The 24,675-nt window shown below is 60.7% G+C and carries 22 protein-coding genes and 2 tRNA genes; 10 read left to right on the top strand and 14 right to left on the bottom strand.

Annotated features, from left to right (window positions below; all coding sequences use genetic code 11):
• Window positions 1–347: 347 nt before the first annotated feature.
• From CXY70_RS07780 to pknB, 7 genes are all read left to right on the top strand, one after another.
• Complete coding sequence (locus CXY70_RS07780) at window positions 348–1,106, top strand: DUF3662 and FHA domain-containing protein (RefSeq protein WP_104191803.1); 759 nt, start codon at window positions 348–350, stop codon at window positions 1,104–1,106.
• 2 nt (window positions 1,107–1,108) lie between these two features.
• Window positions 1,109–1,645, top strand: coding sequence for an FHA domain-containing protein (locus tag CXY70_RS07775; protein ID WP_199183400.1), 537 nt, complete (start codon window positions 1,109–1,111; stop codon window positions 1,643–1,645).
• Between the two features lie 3 nt (window positions 1,646–1,648).
• On the top strand, window positions 1,649–2,878 hold the full coding sequence (locus tag CXY70_RS07770; protein ID WP_104191801.1) for a PP2C family serine/threonine-protein phosphatase: 1,230 nt from the start codon (window positions 1,649–1,651) through the stop codon (window positions 2,876–2,878).
• Window positions 2,871–4,256 (top strand): FtsW/RodA/SpoVE family cell cycle protein, encoded by a 1,386-nt coding sequence (locus tag CXY70_RS07765; RefSeq protein ID WP_369852221.1) that lies wholly within the window; start codon window positions 2,871–2,873, stop codon window positions 4,254–4,256. The genes CXY70_RS07770 and CXY70_RS07765 overlap by 8 nt, the downstream gene beginning before the upstream one ends.
• Entirely contained in the window at window positions 4,257–5,708 is a 1,452-nt protein-coding gene (locus tag CXY70_RS07760) for a penicillin-binding protein 2 (RefSeq protein WP_104191800.1), read from the top strand.
• Window positions 5,705–7,417, top strand: a complete 1,713-nt coding sequence (locus CXY70_RS07755) for a protein kinase (protein ID WP_104191799.1) — start codon at window positions 5,705–5,707, stop codon at window positions 7,415–7,417. The genes CXY70_RS07760 and CXY70_RS07755 overlap by 4 nt, the downstream gene beginning before the upstream one ends.
• A 76-nt stretch (window positions 7,418–7,493) precedes the next feature.
• Entirely contained in the window at window positions 7,494–9,188 is a 1,695-nt protein-coding gene (gene pknB, locus CXY70_RS07750; protein ID WP_104191798.1) for a Stk1 family PASTA domain-containing Ser/Thr kinase, read from the top strand.
• 156 nt (window positions 9,189–9,344) lie between these two features.
• On the opposite strand, the gene CXY70_RS07745 is transcribed toward pknB, so the two are convergent.
• From CXY70_RS07745 to CXY70_RS07740, 3 genes are read right to left on the bottom strand one after another with little or no spacing between them, the layout of a single operon-like run.
• Window positions 9,345–9,983, bottom strand: coding sequence for an aminodeoxychorismate/anthranilate synthase component II (locus CXY70_RS07745; protein ID WP_104191797.1), 639 nt, complete (start codon window positions 9,981–9,983; stop codon window positions 9,345–9,347).
• Window positions 9,980–10,141: a hypothetical protein gene (locus CXY70_RS18005; RefSeq protein ID WP_166806383.1), complete on the bottom strand. Its 162-nt coding sequence runs from the start codon at window positions 10,139–10,141 to the stop codon at window positions 9,980–9,982. Before CXY70_RS18005 ends, CXY70_RS07745 begins: the two co-directional genes overlap by 4 nt.
• A gap of 8 nt (window positions 10,142–10,149) precedes the next feature.
• Complete coding sequence (locus tag CXY70_RS07740; protein ID WP_104191796.1) at window positions 10,150–10,941, bottom strand: class E sortase; 792 nt, start codon at window positions 10,939–10,941, stop codon at window positions 10,150–10,152.
• Between the two features lie 107 nt (window positions 10,942–11,048).
• Here CXY70_RS07740 and CXY70_RS07735 point away from each other — a divergent pair, with 107 nt between their 5' ends.
• Window positions 11,049–11,294 (top strand): cell division protein CrgA, encoded by a 246-nt coding sequence (locus CXY70_RS07735; protein ID WP_104191795.1) that lies wholly within the window; start codon window positions 11,049–11,051, stop codon window positions 11,292–11,294.
• 162 nt (window positions 11,295–11,456) lie between these two features.
• On the opposite strand, the gene CXY70_RS07730 is transcribed toward CXY70_RS07735, so the two are convergent.
• The gene (locus tag CXY70_RS07730) at window positions 11,457–12,299 is read right to left on the bottom strand and encodes a rhomboid family intramembrane serine protease (protein WP_104191794.1); all 843 of its coding nucleotides are present in this window, start codon (window positions 12,297–12,299) and stop codon (window positions 11,457–11,459) included.
• Window positions 12,300–12,319: 20 nt separating this feature from the next.
• Window positions 12,320–12,859, bottom strand: a complete 540-nt coding sequence (locus CXY70_RS07725) for a peptidylprolyl isomerase (protein WP_104191793.1) — start codon at window positions 12,857–12,859, stop codon at window positions 12,320–12,322.
• A gap of 152 nt (window positions 12,860–13,011) precedes the next feature.
• Here CXY70_RS07725 and CXY70_RS07720 point away from each other — a divergent pair, with 152 nt between their 5' ends.
• Window positions 13,012–13,539 (top strand): hypothetical protein, encoded by a 528-nt coding sequence (locus CXY70_RS07720; protein WP_104191792.1) that lies wholly within the window; start codon window positions 13,012–13,014, stop codon window positions 13,537–13,539.
• A gap of 200 nt (window positions 13,540–13,739) precedes the next feature.
• Here the strand turns inward: CXY70_RS07720 and CXY70_RS07715 are convergent.
• The 9 genes from CXY70_RS07715 to dnaA form a co-directional block, all read right to left on the bottom strand.
• A tRNA-Ala gene (locus CXY70_RS07715) sits at window positions 13,740–13,812 on the bottom strand.
• Between the two features lie 87 nt (window positions 13,813–13,899).
• Window positions 13,900–13,973 (bottom strand) — tRNA-Ile (locus CXY70_RS07710).
• Window positions 13,974–14,114: 141 nt separating this feature from the next.
• Window positions 14,115–14,519, bottom strand: a complete 405-nt coding sequence (locus tag CXY70_RS07705) for a DUF3566 domain-containing protein (RefSeq protein ID WP_104191791.1) — start codon at window positions 14,517–14,519, stop codon at window positions 14,115–14,117.
• Window positions 14,512–17,127 (bottom strand): DNA gyrase subunit A, encoded by a 2,616-nt coding sequence (gene gyrA, locus CXY70_RS07700; protein WP_369852219.1) that lies wholly within the window; start codon window positions 17,125–17,127, stop codon window positions 14,512–14,514. The genes CXY70_RS07705 and gyrA overlap by 8 nt, the downstream gene beginning before the upstream one ends.
• A 25-nt stretch (window positions 17,128–17,152) precedes the next feature.
• A complete protein-coding gene (gene gyrB / locus CXY70_RS07695) occupies window positions 17,153–19,183 on the bottom strand; it encodes a DNA topoisomerase (ATP-hydrolyzing) subunit B (RefSeq protein ID WP_104191789.1) in 2,031 nt (676 codons plus the stop codon).
• A gap of 121 nt (window positions 19,184–19,304) precedes the next feature.
• The gene (locus CXY70_RS07690) at window positions 19,305–19,844 is read right to left on the bottom strand and encodes a DUF721 domain-containing protein (RefSeq protein ID WP_369852200.1); all 540 of its coding nucleotides are present in this window, start codon (window positions 19,842–19,844) and stop codon (window positions 19,305–19,307) included.
• A complete protein-coding gene (recF, locus tag CXY70_RS07685; protein ID WP_104191788.1) occupies window positions 19,837–21,003 on the bottom strand; it encodes a DNA replication/repair protein RecF in 1,167 nt (388 codons plus the stop codon). Before recF ends, CXY70_RS07690 begins: the two co-directional genes overlap by 8 nt.
• Window positions 21,004–21,008: 5 nt before the next feature.
• The gene (dnaN, locus tag CXY70_RS07680) at window positions 21,009–22,166 is read right to left on the bottom strand and encodes a DNA polymerase III subunit beta (protein WP_104191787.1); all 1,158 of its coding nucleotides are present in this window, start codon (window positions 22,164–22,166) and stop codon (window positions 21,009–21,011) included.
• Window positions 22,167–22,628: 462 nt separating this feature from the next.
• Window positions 22,629–24,047, bottom strand: a complete 1,419-nt coding sequence (dnaA, locus tag CXY70_RS07675) for a chromosomal replication initiator protein DnaA (protein ID WP_104191786.1) — start codon at window positions 24,045–24,047, stop codon at window positions 22,629–22,631.
• A gap of 475 nt (window positions 24,048–24,522) precedes the next feature.
• On the opposite strand from dnaA, the gene rpmH reads away from it, so the two are divergent.
• On the top strand, window positions 24,523–24,660 hold the full coding sequence (rpmH, locus tag CXY70_RS07670) for a 50S ribosomal protein L34 (protein ID WP_010204566.1): 138 nt from the start codon (window positions 24,523–24,525) through the stop codon (window positions 24,658–24,660).
• Window positions 24,661–24,675: the final 15 nt, after the last annotated feature.

Below are 24,675 nucleotides of genomic sequence, written 5' to 3'. Positions count from 1 at the left end.
AACACTGCGAGGGGGGTTAGCGCCATTCGACGGCGCGTCGGGCGTACGAATGGCGCCACTCCTGCGTGGCCGCGGCACCTGTCGGCCGCTGCGCCAGCTCTAGCATCCGGCGGTCACCGCCAACAGGCGCGGTGACCGCCGGATGCCGCCGGCCGGCCCGGCCGCGCCGCCTCCGCTCGCCGCGACCCACCGAAAAAAGTCCCGTGGAATGCCCATAATGGGCGCGGAATTCGGTCAGGGACCCTCCGCAGGTAGTATGGCTGTTCGTGCCGTTTGCGCCATCAAAGTGGGTTGTCACCCGAGACAAGTAACATGCTCATAGCCAAACGGACCGGATCGGGAGACCTGTGGGCATACTGGATAATTTTGAAAAGGGCTTGGAACGCGCCGTCAATGGAGCGTTCGCCAAGACCTTTCGATCGGGCTTGCAGCCGGTGGAAATCACCTCCGCGCTGCGTCGTGAGCTCGACACCAAGGCCGCTGTAGTCTCGCGGGATCGCATCCTTGCGCCCAATCGATTCACCGTGCGCATGTCCCACGCCGACTATTCCCGCATGAGCGCGCTCGGCGTCACCCTCATCGACGAGCTCACCGCGCTCGTGCAAAAACACGGCGCCGAACAGCGCTACCAGTTCACCGGCGGCGTCACGATCACCCTGCAAGACGACCGCAGCCTCAGCGAGGGCATGGTGCAGATCGACTCCAGCTCGGTCAAGAGCACCGTCGCCTGGACGCCGGTGCTCGATATCAATGGCACCAGGCACCCGCTGGTCAAGGCCCGAACCGTGATTGGGCGCGGCTCTGACGCCGACATCACCGTCGACGACACCGGCACCTCGCGCCGTCACGTCGAAATTCTTTGGGACGGCGCCCGTGCCCAAGTGCGTGACCTCGGCTCCACCAATGGTTCCCAGCTCAACGGCGCTCCCGTCACCCAGGCCATTCTCGAGCCCGACTCGATCGTCACGATCGGCCGCACGCGCATCGTGTTCCGCGTACTCGCCCAGGCCTCGCCAGACTCCCGCGAGTACCCGCGCGCCGCACCAGCGGTCGACCCGGCCACCGAACGCCACGACATGGGCGGATTCTGGGGGCCGAACTCATGAACGTGAGCGAACTAACCCTGCTGGTGCTGCGAATCGGCTTCCTCCTCCTGCTCTGGATGTTCATCTTCGGCATCGTCTACGCCCTGCGCAGCGACCTGTTTGGGCAGCGCGTGCGCAAGATGAAAACGGATGTCGCGCCCGCGGCATCCGCTGTCTCCGCCGCAGTCCCCGTCCCCTCCGCCGAGGCCTTCACCGCACCGGTAGCGCGCGCCAGTCCGACCACCGACGCTGAACTGGCTACGAGCCAGAACACCACCCGTCTGGTCATCACGAGCGGTCCGAAAGCCGGCACCGAGTTTCCGCTGGGCACCGACACCATCACCATCGGCCGTTCGAGCGACTCCAGCCTGGTCATCCGCGATGACTACACCTCCACGCACCACGCTCGCCTCATGCTCTGGAACGATGAGTGGATGCTGCAAGACCTCGACTCCACCAATGGCACCTTCCTGGCCGGTTCCCGCGTCACCGTGCCGACTAAAATTTCCCTGAACGCCACCGTGAAGATCGGCGCCACCAGCTTCGAGCTTCGGCGGTAAGTCATGGCGACGGTAAGTCACAGCGCGGCCACGTCCCACGTCGGCAGAGTTCGCTCCAACAACCAGGACTCCGGTTACGCCGGACACTCCCTGTTTGTGGTCGCCGACGGTATGGGAGGCCACGCCGGTGGTGACGTCGCGTCATCAATCGCGACCAAGCGCATCATCGAGGCCGACAAGCCCTACGCGAGCGCCCAAGACGCCGAATTCGCCCTGCAGGCCGCCCTCATCGGCGCCAACGCCCAGCTGGCCGAGACCGTGTTCGAGCACGCCGAGCTCACCGGCATGGGTACCACCGTCAGCGCTATCGTGGTGCTCGAGAACGAGGTCGCGATCGCGCACATCGGCGATTCGCGCATCTATTTGCTGCGCGATAATGAGTTGTCCCAGATCACCATTGACCACACCTTCGTGCAGCGTCTGGTTGACAGCGGCCGCATCACCGAGGCTGAAGCCATGGTGCATCCGCGCCGCTCCGTACTCATGCGCGTTCTCGGCGACGTCGAGGCGAGCCCTGAGATCGATACGTCCATCCTCGCCACGATCGCCGGCGACCGTTGGCTGCTGTGCTCCGACGGTCTCACCGGCGTCGTCTCCCACAACGCCATGGCCTCAGCCCTGGCGAGCGGGGCGAACGCGCAGGATGTCGCCGACCTTCTCGTTAAAGAAAGCCTCGACGGCGGCGCTCCAGACAATGTGACCGTCGTCATCGTCGACATCGGCGAAGGCGTCGCGCGCACCGACAGCCCGGTCATCGTTGGTTCCGCGGCGAATCCACTCGCGTTTGGGGAGGAGCCCAGCCGCAATCGGGCCCTGCGCATCCCGGCCCTCCGCCTGCATCCGGTGCGTGAAACGCATTTCGAGCCCGATTCCCAGGACTACCTCTCCGAGCTGATCGAAGAGGATGCTCGCCGTGCCCGGCGCCGGAAGATCACCTGGCTGGTCGGTGTATTTCTGCTGGTGCTCAGCATCATCACGACCACTGTTCTCGGCTACCAATGGACCCAGACCCGCTACTTCGTGGGCGTTGACGGTTCCAACGTCGCTATTTATCAGGGCGTGCAGCAGGACATCGGCCCGATCAAACTGTCCAGCGTCTACGAAGATACCGACCTCATTCTCTCTGACCTGCGCGTCTACGACCGCCAGCAGGTGGAGCAAACCATCAACGCAGGCTCTTTGACCGACGCGCTGGCTATCGTCGAGCGATTGAAGGGTGCAATCGTTGAATAAGGCATCCGCTCTTCAGACACAACCGGCGACTGAGCCGGTCCGTCGCCTGCACCTGCCGCAGAAGCTGCGCAACCTCGAGCTTTTTCTGCTGCTTATCGCCTCCTTCATTAATGCCGGCGCGGTCGTGCTGGTGCAGTTGGGCGCGCTCGGCGAACTCGACCCGACCCTCGTGCTGCTCGGCGCTGGCCTGTCCGTTCTGGTAATCAGCCTGCACGTCGTGCTGCGCTTCGTCGCCCGCGATGCCGACCCGTTTATTCTGCCGATTGCCACCGTGCTCAACGGCATCGGCATCGCCATGATCTACCGCATCGACATCGCCGTTGACGACTCCGGGTGGGAGAGCGCCGCCGTACGCCAGACGGTGTGGAGCGCCCTGGCCATCTTCTGCGCCATTATCGTGCTGTTGGTCATCCGTAACCACCGCGTACTGTTTCGCTACACCTACATCGCCGGCCTCGTCGGTGTGCTCCTGCTCTTTCTACCGCTCGTTCCAGGCCTGGGCAAAGAGATCAGTGGCGCCAGGGTCTGGATCAGTGTTGGCAGTTTCGGCACCTTCCAGCCGGGTGAGATCGCCAAGATCGCCCTAGCCGTGTTCTTTGCCGGCTACTTGGTGCGCAACCGCGACAGTCTTTCCATGGTCGGCAAAAAGTTTCTCGGCGCTCGTTTTCCCCGCTTTCGGGATCTCGGTCCGATTCTCGTCGTCTGGGCCCTGTCGATGTCAGTCATCATCTTTCAGCGTGACCTCGGCACCGCCCTGCTCTACTTCGGTCTGTTCCTGGTCATGCTTTACCTGGCCACCGGCCGCCTCAGCTGGGTCATCATGGGCATGAGCCTCTTCCTCGGTGGCGCCGTCATTGCCAGCCAGACCCTCAACTACGTCAACGGACGCTTCACCAACTGGCTTGACGCCCTCAACCCGGCTGTCTACGACGCCAAAGGCGGCAGCTTTCAGCTCGTACAGGGGCTGTTCGGCCTCGCCAAGGGCGGACTGCTCGGCACCGGGTGGGGCCAGGGACGTCCGGAGATCACCCCGGTGCCGCAGAGCGACTACATCATCGCGAGCCTCGGCGAGGAGCTTGGGCTCGCCGGAATCTTCGCCATCCTCGCCCTCTACCTTCTGTTTGTGGCCCGCGGGTTCCGCATCGGCTTCGCCGGGCAGGATGACTTCGGCAAATTGCTCGCTGTCGGCCTCGCCTTCGTCGTGGCCCTGCAGTGCTTCATTGTCATCGGCGGTGTCACCCGGGTCATTCCCCTCACCGGCCTGACCACCCCGTTCCTGGCCGCCGGCGGCTCATCGCTCGTAGCTAACTGGATCATCGCGGCCCTGTTGCTGCGGCTCTCCGACACCGTGCGCAATCAACCCCGGCTGGTGGTCTAAGTGAACCGCGAACTCAAGCGCGTCAGCATCGTTGTAATGCTGATGTTCGTCACCCTACTCGGCTCCACCTCGATCGTGCAGGCCTTCCAGGCCGACAACCTGTCGGCCGACCCGCGCAACACGCGCACGCTCTACGACAGCTACCAGGTCGAACGCGGTGCCATCCTCGTCAACGGCGAGCCAATCGCGCAGTCGATGCCGGCCGACGACGATTTTAAATTTCTGCGCACGTATACCAATCCCGAGCTCTACGCGCCGATCACCGGATACATCCCCATTAACGGCGAACCGACCGGGCTCGAGTTCGCCCTCAATGCCGAACTCACCGGCACGTCAAACTCCCAATTCTTCGACAAGATCAGCGCCCTCGTCACCGGCCAGGACCCGAAGGGTGCCGCCGTCGAGGTGACCATCGATCCGATCGCCCAGCAGGCCGCCTGGGATGCCCTCGGCGACTACACCGGATCCGTCGTCGTTACAGAGCCCGCCACCGGCCGCATCCTGGCGATGGTCTCCAAACCAGGTTTCAACCCGAATCTGCTCACGGTGCACAACAACGCCGAGGTCACTGCAAGCTACGACGCCCTCCTGGCCGACCCGAACGACCCGCTGATCAACCGGGCGATCAATTCGCTCAACCCTCCCGGATCGATTTTCAAGCTCGTCGTCACCACGGCCGCGCTCGAATCGGGCGAGTACACCCCAGAGAGCACCTTTCCGAATCCTTCCGTCTATACGGCGCCCGGCACGACGAGTGAGATCGAGAACTCCAGCGGAGCACCCTGCGGCGCTGGCGAGACGGTTACCCTCGCCACCGCTCTACGACTCTCCTGCAACATCCCGTTCGCTGAACTCGGCGTCGAGCTGGGCGACACGGCCATCCGTGAGACGGCGGAGAAATTCGGTTTCAACAGTAACCACAGCATTCCGATGAACGTCTCCGAGAGCGTCTACCCGCGCGGACTCGACGATCCACAGACGGCGCAGTCGGCGTTCGGTCAGTTCAACGTTCAGGCGACGCCGCTGCAGATGGCCATGGTCAGTGGTGCCATCGCCAATGGCGGGGTCGTGATGGCGCCCAACCTGGTGCAGGAAATTCTCGCGCCCAACCTCAGTGCCATCCAAACCTTTGAACCGGCCGAACTCGGGCGCGTGATGAGCGAAGAAACCGCTGCGACGATCACCGCCATGATGATCAACGGCGTTCAGGATGGTGCGGCAAGCAATGCAAGAATAGACGGGGTTGACGTGGCGGGAAAAACAGGCACGGCGCAAAACGGGTCAACAGATCCGTTCACACTGTGGTTCACCGGCTTCGTACCGGCGAACGACCCGCAATACGCCATCACCGTTCTCGTAGAGAACGGCGGGGGAGAAGGACAAACCGGGTTCGGCAACAAACTTGCCGCACCTGTCGCAAAGAAAGTACTAGAGGCGGTGCTTAACAAATGAGACCCACAGCAGGCCTCACCTTCGGGGGACGATACGAGCTGCAGTCGCGCATTGCGATCGGCGGCATGGGCGAGGTGTGGAAGTCCACCGACCTCGTCATCGGACGAAGCGTCGCCATCAAGATTTTGAAAGACGAGTACCTCGGCGACCCGGGCTTTCTTGAGCGCTTCCGTGCCGAAGCCCGCCACGCCGCACTCGTCAACCACGAGGGCATCGCGAATGTCTTTGACTACGGCGAAGAAGACGGCAGCGCCTTCCTCGTCATGGAACTCGTTCCCGGCGAAGCCTTGTCCACCATTCTCGAACGCGAACACGTCTTACCGACCGACAAGGTGCTCGACATTGTCGCGCAGACCTCGGCCGCACTGCACGCCGCCCACGCCGCGGGCCTCGTGCACCGCGACATCAAGCCAGGCAACCTGCTCATCACGCCAGAGGGTCGAGTGAAAATCACCGACTTCGGCATCGCCCGCATCGCCGACCAGGTGCCCCTCACCGCGACCGGCCAGGTCATGGGTACCGTACAGTACCTCTCACCCGAGCAGGCCAGCGGTCACCCGGCCTCGCCGACCACCGACATCTACTCGATCGGCATCGTCGCGTACGAGTCCCTCGCCGGACGACGTCCGTTCACGGGTGAGTCGCAGGTCGCCATCGCTATGGCGCAGATCAATGAGATCGCGCCCGACCTGCCGGTAACCGTCTCCGAACCGGTGCGCAACCTGGTCTTCGCCTGCCTGGCCAAGAACCCGGCCGACCGGCCGGCGTCGGCTGCCCACCTTGCGCGCGCAGCATCCGCTCTGCGTCGCGGTGACGTGGCCGCGGCTGCAGTGGCTGTGCCCTCGATTTTGGGCGGTCTCACGGCCACCAGTGCCACCATGCTCATGCCTGGTGCCGGCTCCGACCAGGCCACGACCATTCTTCCGGCCAGCGGTGCTCCTGTCACCCGCGCATCCGCTGCTGCTGCAGCAGATGTCGAAAAGAAAAAGCGCAGCAAGTGGACCTGGCCACTCATCGCTCTCGTCACGCTGCTCGTGATCGTACTCACCGGCACGCTCATCGCCCTGTTCAACCAGAACAACGAGACGCCGGTTCCTGCCGAGACGTCGGCGACGCCGTCGACCAAACCCACACCGTCGCCAATACCGACACCGACACCGAGCCCAACGCCGACACCCACACCGACCAATACGTCGGTCAATCCCGACGACTTCATCGGAAAGCCCAGCGCCGAGGCCGCAGCTTTGCTCGTGGAGATGGGATTTGTCGCTGACGTCGAACCCGGCAATGCGGCTGCGACCGCGGAGGACGTTGACCGGGTGTATCTGGTCAACCCCAGGGGCCCCGTTCCGGCCGGTTCAACGATCACGCTCACCACCTACGGGCCGGTTGCGATGCCGAGCACGCCAACAGCACCTCCGACCGCGACACCGTCACCGGCCGCTCCGGCAGGGACTGTCACTGTGAACTGGAACGCCCAGACCTGCCCGACCGGCCAGACCCTGGCCGGCTATGAGGTTGTCACGGAGGGCGGTGCCGCCGTCATCACCTCGGCAAATCCGACCAACGCTCAAACAACTACGGCTACGATCACCGCCGGTACAGAAAATTTCACGGTAAAGTTTCGATATTTCTGCGGTCAGATCAGTTCTGAATTCTCCCCGGCCGCCGAAGTGCTCGTCACTGGCGACACTGCGCTCGGAGAGTAACTTTCCAAGTCCGTGCGGTAAAGTGGGCGTCACTGTGTCCAACCCGAATACGGTCTGATTGTGGGGGAGTGCGTACGTGGCTGACTCTGGTCGTTTGATCGCCGGTCGCTATCGTGTCGGGGCCCTGCTGGGCCGTGGTGGCATGTCCGATGTGCACATCGGCACCGATTCCCGGCTCGGTCGGACGGTAGCCATCAAGCTGCTCAAGTCGACCCTCGCGGCCGACCCTGCGTTTCGCACCCGTTTCCGCCAGGAAGCGCAAGCCGCCGCACGCATGGCGCACCCGACGATTGTGCGCGTGTTCGATGCCGGTGAGGAGACCGTCACCGACGAGTCGGGCCACGACTCGCAGATCCCGTTCATCGTCATGGAACACGTTGACGGACGGCTGCTCAAGGACATCATTCATGAGGGCCCGATCGAAGCCGCAGAAGCTGTGCGCATCATCGACGGGGTTTTGACCGCACTCGAATACTCCCACCGGGCGGGAGTCGTACACCGCGACATCAAGCCGGGTAATATCATGATCACCAAGTCCGGCCAGGTGAAGGTGATGGACTTCGGCATCGCCCGTGCTATCTCCGACTCGGCCACCACGGTCGCCCAGACCACGGCAATTCTCGGCACGGCTGCCTACTTCTCCCCCGAGCAGGCCAAGGGTGAATCCGTCGATGCGCGCACCGACCTGTATTCGACCGGTGTGGTGCTGTTCGAAATGCTCACCGGTCGACCGCCGTTTCGCGGTGACACGCCCGTGGCCGTTGCTTACCAACACGTCAGTGAGATGCCGGTCAAGCCGTCGGCGCTCAACCCCCGGGTATCGCCCGCCCTCGACTCGGTCGTGCTGCGCGCCCTAGCCAAGGACCGATTCGCCCGATACCAGAGCGCCGTGGAGTTTCGGGGTGATGTCGAGACCGCCGGATCCGGCCAGATTCCCATCCATCATTCCGGCGAAGAGGTCGGCGCCGGACTCTTCGGCTCCGCGCCCACCGCCGTCACCGGTTCGGCCCTGGCGCTCAAGCAGCTCTCCGAAGATACGACGATGGTGCGCACACAGCGACGCCCTCCCGTGATCTGGGTCTGGGCTGGAATAGTCTGCGTCGTCGTCATCGTCGTGGCGGTCATGATCTGGGTCGCGAACCTGCAACCGTCGGTGGAACTACCCGACAGCTCACGCCAAGTGCCTTCACTCACCGGCCAGAGTTACGATGAGGCCCAAAACGCGCTCCTCGACCTGGATCTCGCGGCCACCCGCGCCGAGGAATCGAGTACCACGGTGCCCGCAGACCAGGTTATTCGCAGCGACCCTCCGGCCGACACCATCGTCAACCCCTCGGACGTGATCAAGGTCTTCGTCTCCACCGGCCCGGTGCCCGTTGTGGTTCCCGACGTCACCAACCAACCCGTAGCGGATGCCCAAGCCGCGATCGAAGGGCTCGGTTTCGTTTCGGGATCGGTCACCGCCGAGAACTCGCCCACGGTGGCGGCCGACGTCGTCCTGCGCACCGATCCGGCCGCGTCAGCATCCGAGTTTGCCGGCGTCACCGTCAACTACACCGTATCGAGCGGGCTCGTCACCCTCGGGGACCTGACCGGCCAGTCCCTCGTAGCCGCGATCGACCTTGTCAGCAATGAAAGTCTCACGCCGCTCTCTGAACCGGATTACACCTGCGCCCAGGAGTCCGGTTCTCCGATTAAGGCCCAGTCGTTGGCGCCTGGCGACATCGCCCAGCGTTCCGAGATCACCCTGACCTACTGCGCCGGCTCCTAGCGTCCGGCGGACGGGGCCCGGGCCCCGTCCGCCGGCCCAGTTTATAAACCGGACCGGCGGTCATAAGGTGGGTCCAGCAGATTGGCCCGTCGCCGGCACCACGCAGGCCTCGCCCTCTTTACTGTCCGGGCTTTGGCCAAAGCACACGGAGTGGATTCAGGTAAGGCGTAACAACGGATGCAGGGTCTTGGCGGTCTCCTGTGCACCATCCAGGCCAGCCAAGGCCAGCCAGTTCCCGAGCATGAGGTACCCGCCCTCGGTGAGCACCGACTCCGGGTGAAATTGCACGCCCAAAATGGGAGCGGATGCGTGCCGCAGCCCCATAATGACGCCGCCCTGCGTGCGCGACGTCACGACAAGGTCACTTGGAACGGTCGACGCGACGACGGCGAGCGAGTGGTACCGAGTGGCTGTGAATGGCTGCGGTACTCCGCCGTAGAAGTCGCTGCCATCGTGCGTAATGAGTGACGTTTTTCCGTGCATGAGTTCTTCGGCATTGGTCACCGTAGCCCCAAAGGCCTCCGCGATGGCCTGATGGCCCAGGCATACGCCGAACAAAGGAAGGTCGGTGGCCAAGGCCGCCTCGACCACGGCAATAGACACACCGGCATCTGAAGGCTTACCGGGACCCGGCGAGATCAAAACGCCGTCGAAGTCGGCGATGCGGGAGACGGCATCCGCGTTTTCGAAGGAATCGTTGCGCACGACCTCGGTATCCGCGCCGAGCTCCATCAGGTAGCCGTTGAGCGTATAGACAAAACTGTCGTAGTTATCGATCACGAGAATACGGGTCATGAGCCACCCACCGTCGCTTCCTGATTGTTAATGATGCTGTCGATCCACGGGTACACCCAGGTGGCGAGCACGGCGAGCACGGCGAGCAGCAGGATCAGTACAAGAATAACGCGCACCCAGATTGGTCCGGGAAGAACACGCCACAGTGCTGCGTACATGGAGCCTCCTAGCCCTGTGCTGCGATGATCGGTGCGAGTTCGACGGGAGCGCCAGCCGCGAGCGGCTGCCATGATTCGAGCACGCCGTAAGCGATGATGCGTTCCGCGGTGGAATAGAGCGGGTTGCAACTGGTCAGGGTGATGATGCGGTCCACTGCGGTTGCATCGGGATTGTTTGGAACGGATGCCAGCACCTGTACCTGTGAGGGCGCCACGTACTCGGTATCGCGATACCGGTAGGTGTAGTAGCCGTCGGCAGTCTGAACGTAAATGGCATCCCCGAGCTGAAGTTCGTTGATCAGATGCATACCGCCGCCAAACGCGCTGCGGTGGGCGGCTACGGCGAAGTTGCCGACCGCCCCCGGCATTTCCGTGCCCTCATAGTGTCCAATGCCCAAACGGTTGCTGTTCAAGACGTCATGTCCGGTGCCCTCGGCAATGGTGCGGCGATAGTCGACGCCGAAACGAGGAACGTAGAGCACCGCGAAAGCTGTGGCATTCGCCGGAACGGCAGCCACAATCGGCGCTCCGTAGCCGACTGCGATCGCTTCGGCGCTCGGTTCAGCCGGGTCGACGCTCGGAACGGGTTCCGGCGTTGACAAGTTTGAATCGATCCAATCCTGGCTGATCTGACGTGCAGCTGAGGATTGCGAGTTGGCCATAAGCATGTCATTCCACCAGAGCTGCCAGCCTAGAAAGAGCAACACGAGAGCGGCCGAGGTCATGAGAAGTTCACCCAGCACGCCGACCGCGCTGATCCTGCCCGATTTCGCCCGTCGCGGGCGCTTGCTGACGATCATGATGGGATCATCAGCTTGAGGGCACATACTGCGAGTCTACCGACCTGATTGGCAGCAGGACCCCGCGCCAGATCAACTGAAACAGGCGAAGACGCTAGGATCGCAGAATGGCACGTAAGAATCCCCGCACCCGGCCCGCCCGCACCGAAGTCGCCCGCTCAAACGATGACGCGCCCAATGCCGTCTGGTTCAAGCCGGTCATGTTCGGCTTCATGCTGCTCGGTCTGGCCTGGATCATCGTGTTTTATGTCAGTGGCAGCCAGCTTCCCATCGCGGGGCTCGGTGCCATGAACATTCTCGTCGGCTTCGGAATCGCCTTCATCGGCTTTCTCATGACGACCCGGTGGCGCTAACTCTTCACTCCGACCGATGAACGGTCTTAGACCGTTCATCGAACGCTCATCTCCCGGTTACCGGGGCGCTGTAGTGAGGGTAATGACACCGGTGTAATTATCCCCATGTGGATAAACCTGTGGATAACTCGAGATGCGAATGGCGAAGGACCTTGCCGCTGACTATCCCACCGGTGCGAGCAGGCTCAAGATTCTGACTACGGCAATAGCCACAAAGAGAACAGCAACCGCCGCGATCAGAACGATCTGCAAACCCTTTTGGTTGGGTCGTCGGGTGCGCATGAGCACGAACCCAATCAGTGCGCCCCCGACGATGCCGCCGAGGTGGGCTTGCCATGCAATCCCGGGTATAAAGCTCACGACAACGTTGATACCGAGGAGCACCAGCAGTTGCTTCGAGTTTCCACCCAGACCTCGTTGAATAATCAGGAACGCGCCCATGAGTCCGAACAATGCTCCTGACGCCCCAACGACGGAGGTGAACGGCGCCAGAACCAGAACGCCGACCGAACCCGCGAACCCGCTGATCAGATACAGTGCCAGAAAGCGTGCGCGGCCAAGCATTCCTTCCAGCATCGGACCGAATATCCAGAGCGCATACATGTTCAGCAGCACGTGAAACGGTAGTCCACCCTGCGAATGCAGAAAGACACTGGTCAGCATGCGCCACGGCTCGATAATGGTGAAAGCTGGTACGTATGCGAATCGCTGGGTGATCCCGAGGCCCGGGATCCATTGCAGGACGAACACGAATACGGTGAGTGCGATGAGCGCATAGGTCACCGTCGGCTGGCCACTCCCGGTCAATCTGGTGAGTACGGCCGGCTTGGTACGGGGAGCGTTCTTGCGCTGCATTTTCATGCACTCGGGGCAGATAACCCCGACAGCGGCCTGGGTTTGGCACTCGGCGCAAATGGTGCGGCCGCAACGCTGACACAGAATGAAGCTCTGCCGCCCCGGATGGCGGTAACAAAAATTCGCCGCCGAGACCGGCAGATCAGTCATTCTCTGTTGATGGGTACTGGCTAGACGGACTCGACAGAGACACTCTGAATGGAAACGTCTTCGAGGGGACGGTCGCGGCCATCCGTGGCGACAGTCGCGAGCTTGGCAACGATTGCGCGACTGTCTTCGTCTTCGACGGCACCAAAGATGGTGTGCTTACCCTGAAGCCAGGTGGTCGGAACGACGGTGATGAAGAACTGCGAGCCATTCGTGCCGTGGCCACCCTGGATTCCAGCGTTTGCCATGGCGAGCACATAGGGCTGGGTGAAGTCGAGGTCGGGGCTGATTTCGTCGTCGAACTGGTAGCCCGGGCCACCGGTGCCCTGGCCGAGCGGGTCGCCAGCCTGAATCATGAAGTCTTTGATAATGCGGTGAAAAATCGTGCCGTCGTAGAGCGGCGTAGAGGAGGCAACGCCCGTTGCGGGGTGCTTCCACTCGATATCGCCGGTCGCAAGGCCGACGAAATTCTTGACCGTCTTCGGCGCGTGATTGCCGAAAAGGTTGACCTTGATCGGTCCGAGGGTGGTGTTTAGGGTGGCGACAGCGGTGTGCTTAGACATACACCGATTCTTGCACAGCAATCTCCGCCGAATCTGACTACCGCCACGCGCTCCCAGTGCATTCGCTGGCAACACGGAGATTGAGTGGCAAGATGGGCACTCAGTGGCAAGATAGATACACATTCGCCACACGACATCGATGGAGGGTCCAGATGAGCCTGTCACGCAAGCGCCGCAAGGAACTCACTCGGCTGCGCAAAAGCGCAGACGAACTATGGAGCCACCAACAAGAGGTTCTGGAGCGAGCCAATGTTCTCGCTCGCCAAGCCGGTCATCAGGCCAGCGTACTCGCGCGCGAAGAAGTAGGTCCGCGCGTTCGCGAGGGTTATGACCACTACGTTCGCCCGAGCGTTAACGCCACCCACGACGCGGCCGACGGTGTGCGACGCCGAGTGGTCAACGATGTCCTACCCGGTATCGGAACGGCTATCGGAACGGTCATGTCCGTCGGGGACGTCGCGCGCGACGCCCGCGTTCGGGCAGCGATCGGCCGCATCCGCTTTCAAAAGCCCGTTGTGGCCGAACCGAAGGGCCCCGGTGCTGGAACGTACTTCGCCCTCGGCCTTGCCGTCGTCGCCGCCGTGGGCGTCGCGTACGCCGTCTGGCAGACTTTTCGCGCCGACGACGAGCTCTGGGTCACCGACGATGAGGTCGAGCCGGCCACTGCGCAGGAAGACTAGGGCAAGCGCCCACCAGCTCGAGCAGAGCCCGCATCCATCGTCGGATGCGGGCTCTGCTGCGTTAAGCGCTGCGCTGGCCACCACGGACCTACTACGGCCTTAATAATGGATGCGCACCGTTTGCGTACGGTACCGCCGCACACCGACTCCACACGGATACACGAAAGGCCCGTCCGAAGACGGGCCTTGATCCTGAATTGTGGAGCCACGGGGAATCGAACCCCGGACCTCCTGCTTGCAAAGCAGGCGCTCTACCAATTGAGCTATGGCCCCGCGCGCTGGAACTATGAGAAACGCACCAGCGTTTCTGCGACGCCGGCGCCGATGAAGCTGTGCTTCATCGGTACAAACTTCGCAAAGTGGGGATACCGGGATTTGAACCTGGGACCTCTTCATTATCAGTGAAGCGCTCTAACCAACTGAGCTATATCCCCCTCTTGGGCAGATTGAAGACTACCGGAATCTCGCCGGAACCTGAAATCGAGTCACCGTCCGCACGGAGAAAAAACGTGAATTTGGCTTGCGAGGGCTGCTTCTTTGGGGTAAAAACAGCCCTCAATCGCACAAAGGGCCGATTAGTTATTGGTGAAGCCGACGAGCAGGCCGCCGGTAATTTTGACGCTCAGGTTGTACAGCACGGCGTAGATAGCGCCTAGGGCGGTTATCACAACCATGTTCAGCACGGCCACAACGACCGCAAAGCCCATGACATTGCCGATCGAGAGGATGGCGGCCAGGTCGGCCGATTCACCCGCTACGGTCGCGTATAGCTCGTCGACCGTGGTCAGAACCGTAGTCTGCACAAGCACTGTGTAGGTGAGGAACGTCGCCACTATCGTGACGATAGCGAGGCAGACCGCCACCAGGAATGACAGTTTTACGCTCGACCAGAAGTCGACGTAGACCAATTTGAGACGAACCTGCTTACTCGCGGTTTTGCGAGTCGACTTCTTGGCGAGTTTTTCGGCAACGCTACTCATTCGGTGTCTCTACTTTCCCTGGATCCGCGTTTGGAACAGCCGCGCCCACAGCAGTGGTGTCGATGGCACCAGCCGGTGCGTCGGCATCCGTCACGCCTTCTTCATCGGTGGCGACCAGATTACGTTCGATGTTTTTCGCGATGGAAATGATTCGGTCTTCATCCGCGAACTTTGCAAAGACAACGCCCATCGTGTCCCGACCCTTGGCCGGAACCTCAGCGACGTCAGACCGTACCACCTTGCCACTGGCAAGAACCACAAGGACCTCATCCTCGGGGTTCACAATCAACGAACCGACCAGGTCACCACGGTCGTCGTTGAGCTTTGCCACTTTAATCCCCAGGCCGCCGCGATTTTGCAGACGGTATTGGTCAGCGGCGGTGCGCTTGGCGTAACCACCCTCTGTCACCACAAAGACGTAGCCGTCGTTGTTGATAACGGATGCGTCCAGCAGGTTGTCCTCGCCGCGGAAATGCATTCCGATCACACCGGACGTGCTCCGCCCCATCGGGCGCAACGCTTCATCGGTCGCGGTAAAGCGAATAGACATGCCCTTACGAGACACCAACAGCAGGTCGGAATCATCTTCAACCAGCAGTGCCGAAACGAGCTCGTCGCCCTCACGCAGCTTGATGGCGATGATGCCGCCGGTGCGGTTGGTGTCGTACTCACTGAGCGGGGTCTTCTTGATCAATCCGTCGCGGGTAGCGAGGGTTAGATACTGGGCCACCCCGTAGTCGCGAATATCGAGGATCTGAGCGATTTCCTCCCCCGGCTGCAGCGCGAGCAGATTGGCGACGTGCTGGCCTTTAGCGTCGCGGCCCGATTCCTGGGCTTCGTATGCCTTGGCCCGGTACACCCGACCGGTGTTGGTAAAGAACAACAGCCAATGGTGTGTCGTGGTGACGAAGAAGTGTTCGACCACGTCGTCTGCGCGCAGCTGGGCACCCTTGACTCCCTTGCCGCCGCGGTGTTGGTTGCGATAGTTGTCGCTGCGGGTGCGCTTGATGTAGCCGCCGCGCGTGACGGTGACCACCATTTCCTCTTCGGGGATGAGGTCTTCGACCGACATGTCGCCGTCGAAACCGAACATGATCTCGGTGCGGCGGTCGTCGCCGAACTTTGCGGTGATCTCCGCGAGTTCTTCACTGATGATCGTTCGCTGACGCGCGGGGCTGGCCAAAATCGACTTGAATTCCGCGATCTGCAGTTCGAGTTCGGCAGCCTGGTCGATGATCTTCTGCCGCTCGAGGGCGGCGAGGCGACGCAGCTGCATGGTGAGGATCGCATCGGCCTGCAGCTTGTCGACGTCGAGCAGGGCCATCAGGCCTTCGCGGGCGTCGTCGACCGTGTTCGAGCGACGGATGAGTGCGATGACCTCATCGAGGGCGTCCAGCGCCTTGAGGTAGCCGCGCAGAATGTGGGCATCCGCTTCCGCCTTGTTCAGACGAAACTGGGTGCGCCGAACGATGACCTCAACCTGGTGAGCGACCCAGGCCGAGATGAACCCATCGAGGGCGAGCGTACGCGGCACGCCGTCGACGATGGCGAGCATATTCGCACCAAAGTTCTCCTGTAGCTGCGTGTGCTTGTAGAGGTTGTTCAGCACGACCTTGGCGACGGCATCGCGCTTGAGCACAATAACCAGGCGCTGGCCGGTGCGACCACTGGTCTCATCGCGGATGTCCGCAATGCCGGTGACCTTGGCGTCCTTGACCAGGTCCGCGATCTTGATGGCGAGGTTGTCGGGGTTCACCTGGTACGGCAGTTCGGTGATGACGAGGCAGGTGCGGCCCTGCAATTCTTCGATACTCACGACCGCCCGCATGGTGATCGAGCCGCGCCCGGTGCGATAGGCGTCCTGAATACCCTTGACACCCAGAATCTGGGCGCCGGTGGGAAAGTCAGGTCCCTTGATGCGGGAAATCAGCGCTTCGAGCAGCTCATCGCGGGAAGCGTCGGGATTCTCGAGATACCACTGGGCACCGGCGGCGACCTCACGCAGGTTGTGCGGCGGAATGTTGGTGGCCATACCGACGGCGATACCGACCGAGCCGTTGACCAGCAGGTTTGGAAAGCGAGCCGGCAGCACGGTCGGCTCGAGGGTACGACCGTCGTAGTTGTCCTGAAAATCGACGGTATCTTCGTCGATATCACGAACCATTTCCATGGCCAGCGGGGCCATCTTGGTCTCGGTATATCGCGGGGCAGCCGCGCCGTCATTGCCGGGGGAACCAAAGTTTCCCTGGCCGAGGGCGAGCGGATACCGCAGGCTCCACGGCTGAACAAGACGCACCAGCGCGTCGTAAATCGACGAGTCACCGTGGGGATGGAACTGTCCCATAACGTCGCCGACGACGCGGGCGCACTTGGAGAAGGCCTTGTCCGGGCGGTAGCCGCCGTCGAACATGGCGTATATCACGCGTCGGTGCACTGGTTTCATACCGTCACGCACGTCGGGCAGAGCGCGGCCGACGATGACGCTCATCGCATAATCGAGGTAGGAACGCTGCATTTCCAGCTGAAGGTCGACCTGATCGATCTTGCCGTGCTGCACGAGGTGGGCTGCCGCAGCGGCCGCGGTTGCAGCGGTCTCTTCGGGGCTAATCGAGTCGGAATTGCCCGTGGTGTCGTCAGATGTCAAGGAACCGCACGTCCTTCGCGTTTTTCTGGATGAAGTTGCGTCGTGATTCGACGTCTTCACCCATCAGGGTGGAGAAGATCTCGTCGGCGGATGCCGCGTCATCCAGGGTGACCTGCAGCAGAGTGCGGGACTCGGGAGACATGGTGGTTTCCCACAGCTCCTTGTAGTCCATCTCACCAAGGCCCTTGTAACGCTGGATGCCGTTATCTTTCGGGATCCGCTTTCCGGACGCTGCTCCGTCGGCCAGGAGCGCGTCACGCTCCACGTCCGAGTACACGTACTGGTGCGCAGAGTTGCTCCATTTGAGACGGTACAACGGCGGTTGAGCCAGATACACGTAACCCAGGTCGATCAGCGGGCGCATGTAGCGGAACAGCAGGGTCAGCAGCAGTGTCGTGATGTGCTGTCCGTCAACGTCGGCGTCGGCCATTAAGACGATCTTGTGGTAGCGCACTTTATCGGGGTTGAATTCTTCCCCCATGCCGGCGCCGAAGGCCGTGATCATCGCCTGAACCTCAGCGTTACCGAGGGCACGGTCAAGACGAGCCTTCTCCACATTGAGGATCTTGCCGCGCAGGGGCAGGATGGCCTGGAATTCGGGGTTACGCCCCTGCACGGCAGAACCGCCGGCCGAGTCACCCTCCACGATGAAAATTTCGGAGAGCGACGGGTCCTTGCTCTGGCAGTCCTTGAGCTTGCCCGGCATGCCGCCACCCTCGAGCAATCCCTTGCGGCGCGCGGTTTCGCGGGCCTTACGTGCTGCCATACGGGCGTTTGATGCCTGCAGGGACTTGCGGATGATTTCGCGGGCCGGGTTTGGATTGCGATTGAACCAGTCGGTGAGCTGGTCGTTGGCAACTTTCTGCACGAACGATTTCGCCTCGGTGTTGCCGAGCTTGGTCTTGGTCTGGCCTTCAAACTGTGGTTCGGCGAGCTTGATCGATACAACCGCTGTCAAACCTTCACGCACATCGTCGCCGGTGAGGTTGTCATCCTTCTCTTTCAGGATGCCTTTCTCACGGGCATACTTATTCACCAGCGTGGTCAGTGCGGCGCGGAAACCTTCTTCGTGCGTCCCACCCTCGTGAGTGTTGATCGTATTCGCGTAGGTGTGCACGCTCTCGGTGTAGGCAGTGGTCCACTGCATGGCCACTTCGAGGGCCATCTTGCGTTCGTGGTCTTCCCACTCAAACGAGATGATCTCATCGTTGACCAGGTCGGCCTTCTTGGCACGGTTGAGGTATTCGACGTAGTCGACGAGTCCCTGGTCGTACTTAAAGGTGTTGCTAATGGCTGTGCCATCGTCGGTCTGATGGTCTACACGCTCGTCAGTGAGGGTGAGGCGCAGGCCCTTATTGAGAAAACCCATCTGCTGAAAACGCGCGCGCAGGGTTTCATAGTCGAACTCGATCGTCTCGAAGGTTTCAGCACTCGGCCAGAACGTGATGGTCGTGCCGGTTTCGTCGTTGGCTTCGCCCTGTTCCAGGGGAGCGTTTGGAACCCCGTTCGCGAAGCTCTGACGCCAGATAAATCCCTGGCGGCGCACCTCGACCTCGAGGCGACTCGACAAGGCATTGACGACGGAACTTCCCACGCCGTGCAGACCACCGGAGACGGAATAGCCGCCGCCGCCGAACTTGCCGCCGGCGTGTAGCACGGTGAGTACGACCTCAACGGTCGAGCGTCCCTCTGCCTTGTGAATGTCGACCGGAATTCCGCGGCCGTTGTCTTCGACGCGGATCGCACCGTCGGCCAGGATTCGAATGTCGATGGTGTCGCAGTGACCCGCGAGGGCTTCGTCAACGGAATTGTCGACGATCTCATACACGAGGTGGTGTAGGCCGCGTGGTCCCGTGGAACCGATGTACATTCCGGGTCGCTTGCGAACGGCTTCCAGACCTTCAAGCACCTGGATATCATCGGCACCGTATTCGTGCTCCGGCTCCCGCTCCCCCTGTTGCTGGGACGTGACTGGGGATATATCTGGGGACGTGCGTTCGGGCGTCGGTTCAACTGTCATCTGAAATTAGGCTCCTGACCATCGCACGGGCGACCATTCAGTCTACCAAACGGGGGGAGACCCACCGGCCACAATCGCCGTTTGACGCGTTTTGTTCAAGGGGTTGACCTTAAATGCCGGGTTACCCATAGGTATCGCGTGGACCACGCCCTGGAATTGATCTGGGGCCCTTTTTCCAGGACGGCGCATTGGGCCCCTGGAATCGAATTGATTGAATACCCGCATCCGGATACCGATTCGCTATGTGTTCCATGACCACATTGCGCATAAGCCGCAACTGGGTCGCCCAGGCCGTAGATTCGCAGCGGACCGTGAGCACACCCTCATCGATGCCCACCGGGGTCGAATGATTGGCAGTTTCCTCACCTGCCAGCTCTGCCCACGTCGCGAGAAGTTCGGACTGGGCCAACGGTGAGTTCCACCCCAACTGAAGGGTTAGCGAATTGATCGTGTCTCCGAGACCGCGCGGGTCGCGTCCTATCCCAAACGGAACACTCGAGCCAGCAACCGGCGCAATTCGCTTACGACCGCGAGAACGCCTGGCGTTTGGATCGCCGAAAAGACTTTTGAAGCGCAGGTAGACGTTGGCAGCTTCACTGGTACTGGCTTCCATCGAATCGTAGGCTTCGGTGGTTTCACGTGGAACATTTTCGTCAACCATTGGTGACGACTCCGGCATGAATGTGAATGGTGTGCGCCACGAGCGCTGCGGGAACGTCTTCGAGTACGGCGGCCGTAATTAAAACCTGTTCGAACGACTCGATCGCCGCGGCCAACCGGGCCCGACGGTCTAGATCCAGCTCGGCAAAAACGTCATCGAGAATCAGCACCGGGTCACCACTAGCGGACTCTTGCCGCAACAGCGAAGCGGATGCAAGTTTCAACGACAGCGCGAACGACCACGATTCCCCATGGCTGGCATACCCCTTGGCCGGCAGGGCGTTGAGCATGAAGACCAGGTCATCGCGGTGCGGTCCAGCCAGGGTGATACCCCGTTCCAGCTCGCGCTTTCGCAGTCCCACCAGCGCCGCGCGAAAGATCTCACTGGTAGACGACTCCACCGACGCCGCCGAGTGAGCGGCCCTGGCGGTGACAGCGCCGAGATCGGCGTCTTCGTCGGCACCGAGGATGCTTAAGCTCGCGATCAGTGCCGGACCATGGTCTTCATTGACGACGGCTCGATACGCCGAGCGTAACGGTTCACCGAGCTGCCGCACGAGTTTGGCACGTTCGTCGATGATTTCAGAACCGAACTCGACGAGCCTTTCATCCCAGATTTCGAGGGTTGAGAGCTGGTTGCCGCGCACTCCAGAGGCCCGGGCCGACTTGAGTAGGGTATTGCGCTGCTTGAGCACCCGATCATAATCGCTGAGCACTGCAGCCAGTCGAGGATTGCGAAGCACCAACAGTTGGTCGAGAAACTTGCGGCGACCCGATGGGTCGCCCCGCACGAGGGCAAGGTCTTCCGGTGCAAAGACCACACTGGAGAAGTAGCGGGGCAGATCACGGGTCTTAATGACTGACCGATTGACCTGTGCCCGGTTTTGCCCCATGCGGTTTAGCTGAACCTCGGCCAGAATATCCCGGCCGTTGTATTCGAGTTTGGCCCGAATTATGCCGGCGTCCCGGCCAGCTCGAATCATGGCCTTGTCCGTGGAGACTCGGTGCGATCCAAGCGTACTGAGAAAGCCGAGGGCTTCGACCAGATTGGTTTTACCCTGTCCATTGCGCCCGACGATGAGGTTCGGACCCGGGAAAAAACCAACCTCGGCATTCGCATAGTTTCGAAAGTCGGTTAGTGAGAGGTGGGTAACCCGCACCGGCGTTAGCGCAGCAGCAGGTTCGGCTGAAGCAGGTACTTGTAGCTATCCGCTCCGGCTTGCTCGCGCGAGGTCTGGCTGGTGATCAACACCGGCCCGGGCTTATTCGGATTTTCTGTTTTCGTGAACGAGATACGCACGAATTCAGAGTGAACAGCGCTGAGTCCGTCCAGGAGAAATTGCGGCTTGAGCGAGACCACGGTCTCAGTGCCGGAGAGGATGGCATCGATGGTTTCTGAGGCCTGCGCCTGCTCGGAGCCAACAGCTTCTAGGGTGACACCGTCAGTGGCGAAGGTAAAGCGCAGTGCGGCTTCGCGTTCCAATACGAGTTGCACGCGCCGAGTGGCCTCGATAAGGTCGGCCGTGTTCATCACCGCGTAATTGTCGACGGTGGCGGGGAACAAGCGGCGAACCGGGGGAAAATTGCCCTTAATGAGCAAGGAGGTGACGGTTTTCTGGTTCGCGGTAAACGCGATCAGTTCACGGTCGTCACTGTTGGTGATGGAGACCGAAATGGTTCCACTGTGGCCGAAGGTCTTGCCGACTTCCTGCAGAGTCCGAGCGGGCACGAGGGCCGTTATGGTGCCGAGGGCAGTTTCGGAGGTATTACTGCCCGGATCCCAGTCAATTTCTCGAACCGCAACGCGGTACCGGTCGGTGGCAACCAGGCTCAGGCTGTTCTCGGTCACTTCGAGCTGCACGCCGGTGATAACAGGAGTGACATCATCTCGCGACGCCGCAACAGCCACCTGGGCTACAGCCGCAGCGAATTCCTCAGCCGGTACCAGCCCGGATTGGGTTGTTACAACAGGAATGCTGGGATATTCCTCAACCGGCATGGACAGCAACGTGAAGCTTGCCGAGCCGCAGCTGACCTTGATTCGCGAATTCTCCGTGGAGAAACGAACGGGAGCGTTGGGGAGGCGACTGGCAATTTCGGCAAGTAGACGTCCCGAGACAAGAACTTTGCCGGTCTCTTCGACCTCGGCCAAGATCTTCGTCTGTGCAGAGACTTCGTAGTCGAACGATGAGAGGATCAAGCCGGTATCGGTGGCTTCGATGAGCACGCCGCTGAGGATTGGCAGTGTCGTGCGTTGGGGCAGAAGTTTGACCGCGAAGGAAACTGCTTCGCTGAAGACATCCCGATTGGCCTGAAATCTCACGAAACATTCCTTGCGTTCGACGGGCGGGTGGGTGGGCCTCAATGCTAGCTGTGTTCATGGGCTGGTTCGTTACCGTCGTGTTGCTTGGGCCGGTGCAGTCAAGGTTGTCGGCTGGATCAAAGTTAAAGAATTCTTGTTAATCTTCTTAACCGTTGTGGAAACTGTGGATAACTTTGTGAAAACGGCTCGGACATTGGGAATCACACGCTTGTAAGTTGTGGGCGAGTTGTGGAAGTTTGTCATTCGTTTGAGCAAGCGCACCTCGGGAAAATGACAAGTTTCTACAGGCTGGCCCCGAGTTTCTACAGGCGACGACCGGTTGTGTGAGTTAATTCCACAGGGTTATCCACAGGTGTGAAAACTAAAAAAAAATTCGGCCCCTCCGGGTCTGAGCAGGTTGCACCTGCTTAAAACCTCCGGAGGGGCCGCGAAATTTCTTTTCGGCTCAGTGCTGCTTGTGCCCTACTTATAGCGGTGATCCTGCTTGATCCGGTTGGTCAGTTCGGTCACCTGGTTGTAAATCGACCGTCGTTCCTTCATCAGTTCACTGATCTTCTTATTGGCATACATCACCGTCGTGTGGTCCCGATTACCGAAGAGCTGGCCGATCTTCGGCAGGGACAGATTAGTGAGCTCACGGCACAGGTACATGGCGATTTGGCGAGCAGTGGCGATCGCTTGTGACCGGCTGGAGCCGTAAAGATCGTCGACAGACAGCTTGAAGTAGTTGGCCGTGTTCGTAATGATGTCCACGGGAGCGATGACGTTGTCCTCATCCAGGGTGATGAGGTCTTTCAGCACCGTCTGCACCAGATCCATATCCACCGGTGTACGGTTCAGGCTCGCAAACGCGGTGACGCGAATCAAGGTCCCTTCAAGTTCGCGAATATTAGATGAAACCTTCGATGCCATGAACTCGAGAATGTCGTGCGGCACCTGTAACTTTTCGCTTTGAGCTTTTTTGCGCAGAATGGCGATGCGGGTCTCCAGGTCTGGAGCTTGCACATCCGTGATCAGGCCCCACTCAAAACGGCTGCGCATGCGGTCTTCGAAGCCGGTGAGATGTTTGGGCGGCAGATCGCTTGTGATCACAACCTGCTTGTTGTGGTCGTGCAGGGTATTGAACGTGTGAAAGAACGCTTCCTGAGTTTCCGCTTTGTTCTGCAGAAACTGGATGTCATCGATCATGAGGATGTCGATGTTTCGATACCGTGCCTGAAATGCCGAGCCGCGGTTGTTCGCGATGGAGTTGATGAAGTCGTTGGTGAATTCTTCCGAACTGACGTATCGAACTCGGATTCCTGGGTACAGGCTCATGGCATAGTGGCCGATTGCGTGCAGGAGATGAGTCTTGCCCAGCCCCGATGATCCGTAGATAAACAGCGGGTTGTAGGCCTTAGCCGGCGCTTCGGCCACAGCGACGGCAGCCGCATGGGCGAATCTGTTGGATTGCCCGATCACAAAATTATCGAAACTGTACTTGGGGTTGAGCCGGGTCTCGTGCGGTTGCGGCGCAACTGCCCCCTCGAACACCGATTGGGGTGGGGCGGGCGTGATGACATCGGGCGGGGTCAACGTTTGCTGTACTGGGCGCAACGACTCTTGCTCGAGCTCAGGGTTGACGACGACGTAAAAGGTTGAGACAGCAGTTGCTTCATCGAGCTGGCCCATCGCGGTCAGCAGTGGAACTCTCATCCGCTGGTTGAGCATGCTTGCCGTGAACTCGTTGGGGACCTCGAGATAAAAGGTACCGGCCGCGATGCCCTTCGGCTCGACCAGGCTGAGAAACCCGTACAGCATGGGTGTGATGGTGGCGTCGGATTCCAACGTGGTCAGAACAGACCGCCAGGTTTCGGCTATCGGCGCTTCTACGTCTGCCATTGTTCCTACAATCTGTGCATTTCGAGTTTTTTACTGTTCGGCGACCGGTAGGTGTGGGTGGTGCTGGTGGTAGACAATGACACGCCCAGTCTCACCGGTCCGTGTGGCGCGAGCTTCGGGGGCCATGTGAATTCTTGGTCCGTACTCATCGTTAAAGTTATCCACCGCCTGTGTACAAAATCAGCCGAATTCTCAGGTTGATGCTACCAACCTGTGGATAACTTGTCTTTACGGTAGTCAATCCCGCTCAGCGAGGCGAATTCATCGCGGGCGACACGCTTTTTGTTCAGTCTTTGCGTTGGAGTCATTATTGTCGCGAATCCCTCGATTCGGGGTCTGAGTTTGACCAGACGTGGCCGAGGCCGTAGTTTTAATCAGTTGACCCCATCCCGCGGGCTTCTGACTTCTGTGCGCGCTGCTGTTTTGGCCGAAGGGAATTTGGCCAGCGGTGATTCAAATACGTGGAGATTGAATTATGAGCAAGAGAACCTTCCAGCCGAACAACCGCCGTCGCGCCAAGGTGCACGGCTTCCGTCTGCGCATGCGCACCCGTGCGGGCCGCGCCATCCTCGGTGCACGCCGTCGCAAGGGTCGCACCGAACTCTCCGCCTAGTTTCTCGTGGTCGCC

This window comes from Cryobacterium sp. Y82 (genome assembly GCF_002929495.1).
GTDB classification, from domain to species: domain Bacteria; phylum Actinomycetota; class Actinomycetes; order Actinomycetales; family Microbacteriaceae; genus Cryobacterium; species Cryobacterium serini.
This window is presented reverse-complemented; position numbering and strand designations above follow the sequence as displayed.

What these genes read in the sequence shown, in the direction of transcription:
- CXY70_RS07770 (WP_104191801.1), top strand. Translation starts at nt 1,649, where the DNA reads ATGGCGACGGTAAGTCACAGCGCGGCCACGTCCCACGTCGGCAGAGTT.
- CXY70_RS07755 (WP_104191799.1), top strand. Translation starts at nt 5,705, where the DNA reads ATGAGACCCACAGCAGGCCTCACCTTCGGGGGACGATACGAGCTGCAG.
- CXY70_RS07745 (WP_104191797.1), bottom strand. Translation starts at nt 9,983, where the DNA reads ATGACCCGTATTCTCGTGATCGATAACTACGACAGTTTTGTCTATACG.
- CXY70_RS18005 (WP_166806383.1), bottom strand. Translation starts at nt 10,141, where the DNA reads ATGTACGCAGCACTGTGGCGTGTTCTTCCCGGACCAATCTGGGTGCGC.
- CXY70_RS07740 (WP_104191796.1), bottom strand. Translation starts at nt 10,941, where the DNA reads ATGATCGTCAGCAAGCGCCCGCGACGGGCGAAATCGGGCAGGATCAGC.
- CXY70_RS07735 (WP_104191795.1), top strand. Translation starts at nt 11,049, where the DNA reads ATGGCACGTAAGAATCCCCGCACCCGGCCCGCCCGCACCGAAGTCGCC.
- CXY70_RS07730 (WP_104191794.1), bottom strand. Translation starts at nt 12,299, where the DNA reads ATGACTGATCTGCCGGTCTCGGCGGCGAATTTTTGTTACCGCCATCCG.
- CXY70_RS07725 (WP_104191793.1), bottom strand. Translation starts at nt 12,859, where the DNA reads ATGTCTAAGCACACCGCTGTCGCCACCCTAAACACCACCCTCGGACCG.
- CXY70_RS07720 (WP_104191792.1), top strand. Translation starts at nt 13,012, where the DNA reads ATGAGCCTGTCACGCAAGCGCCGCAAGGAACTCACTCGGCTGCGCAAA.
- CXY70_RS07705 (WP_104191791.1), bottom strand. Translation starts at nt 14,519, where the DNA reads ATGAGTAGCGTTGCCGAAAAACTCGCCAAGAAGTCGACTCGCAAAACC.
- gyrB (WP_104191789.1), bottom strand. Translation starts at nt 19,183, where the DNA reads ATGACAGTTGAACCGACGCCCGAACGCACGTCCCCAGATATATCCCCA.
- CXY70_RS07690 (WP_369852200.1), bottom strand. Translation starts at nt 19,844, where the DNA reads ATGGTTGACGAAAATGTTCCACGTGAAACCACCGAAGCCTACGATTCG.
- dnaA (WP_104191786.1), bottom strand. Translation starts at nt 24,047, where the DNA reads ATGGCAGACGTAGAAGCGCCGATAGCCGAAACCTGGCGGTCTGTTCTG.
- rpmH (WP_010204566.1), top strand. Translation starts at nt 24,523, where the DNA reads ATGAGCAAGAGAACCTTCCAGCCGAACAACCGCCGTCGCGCCAAGGTG.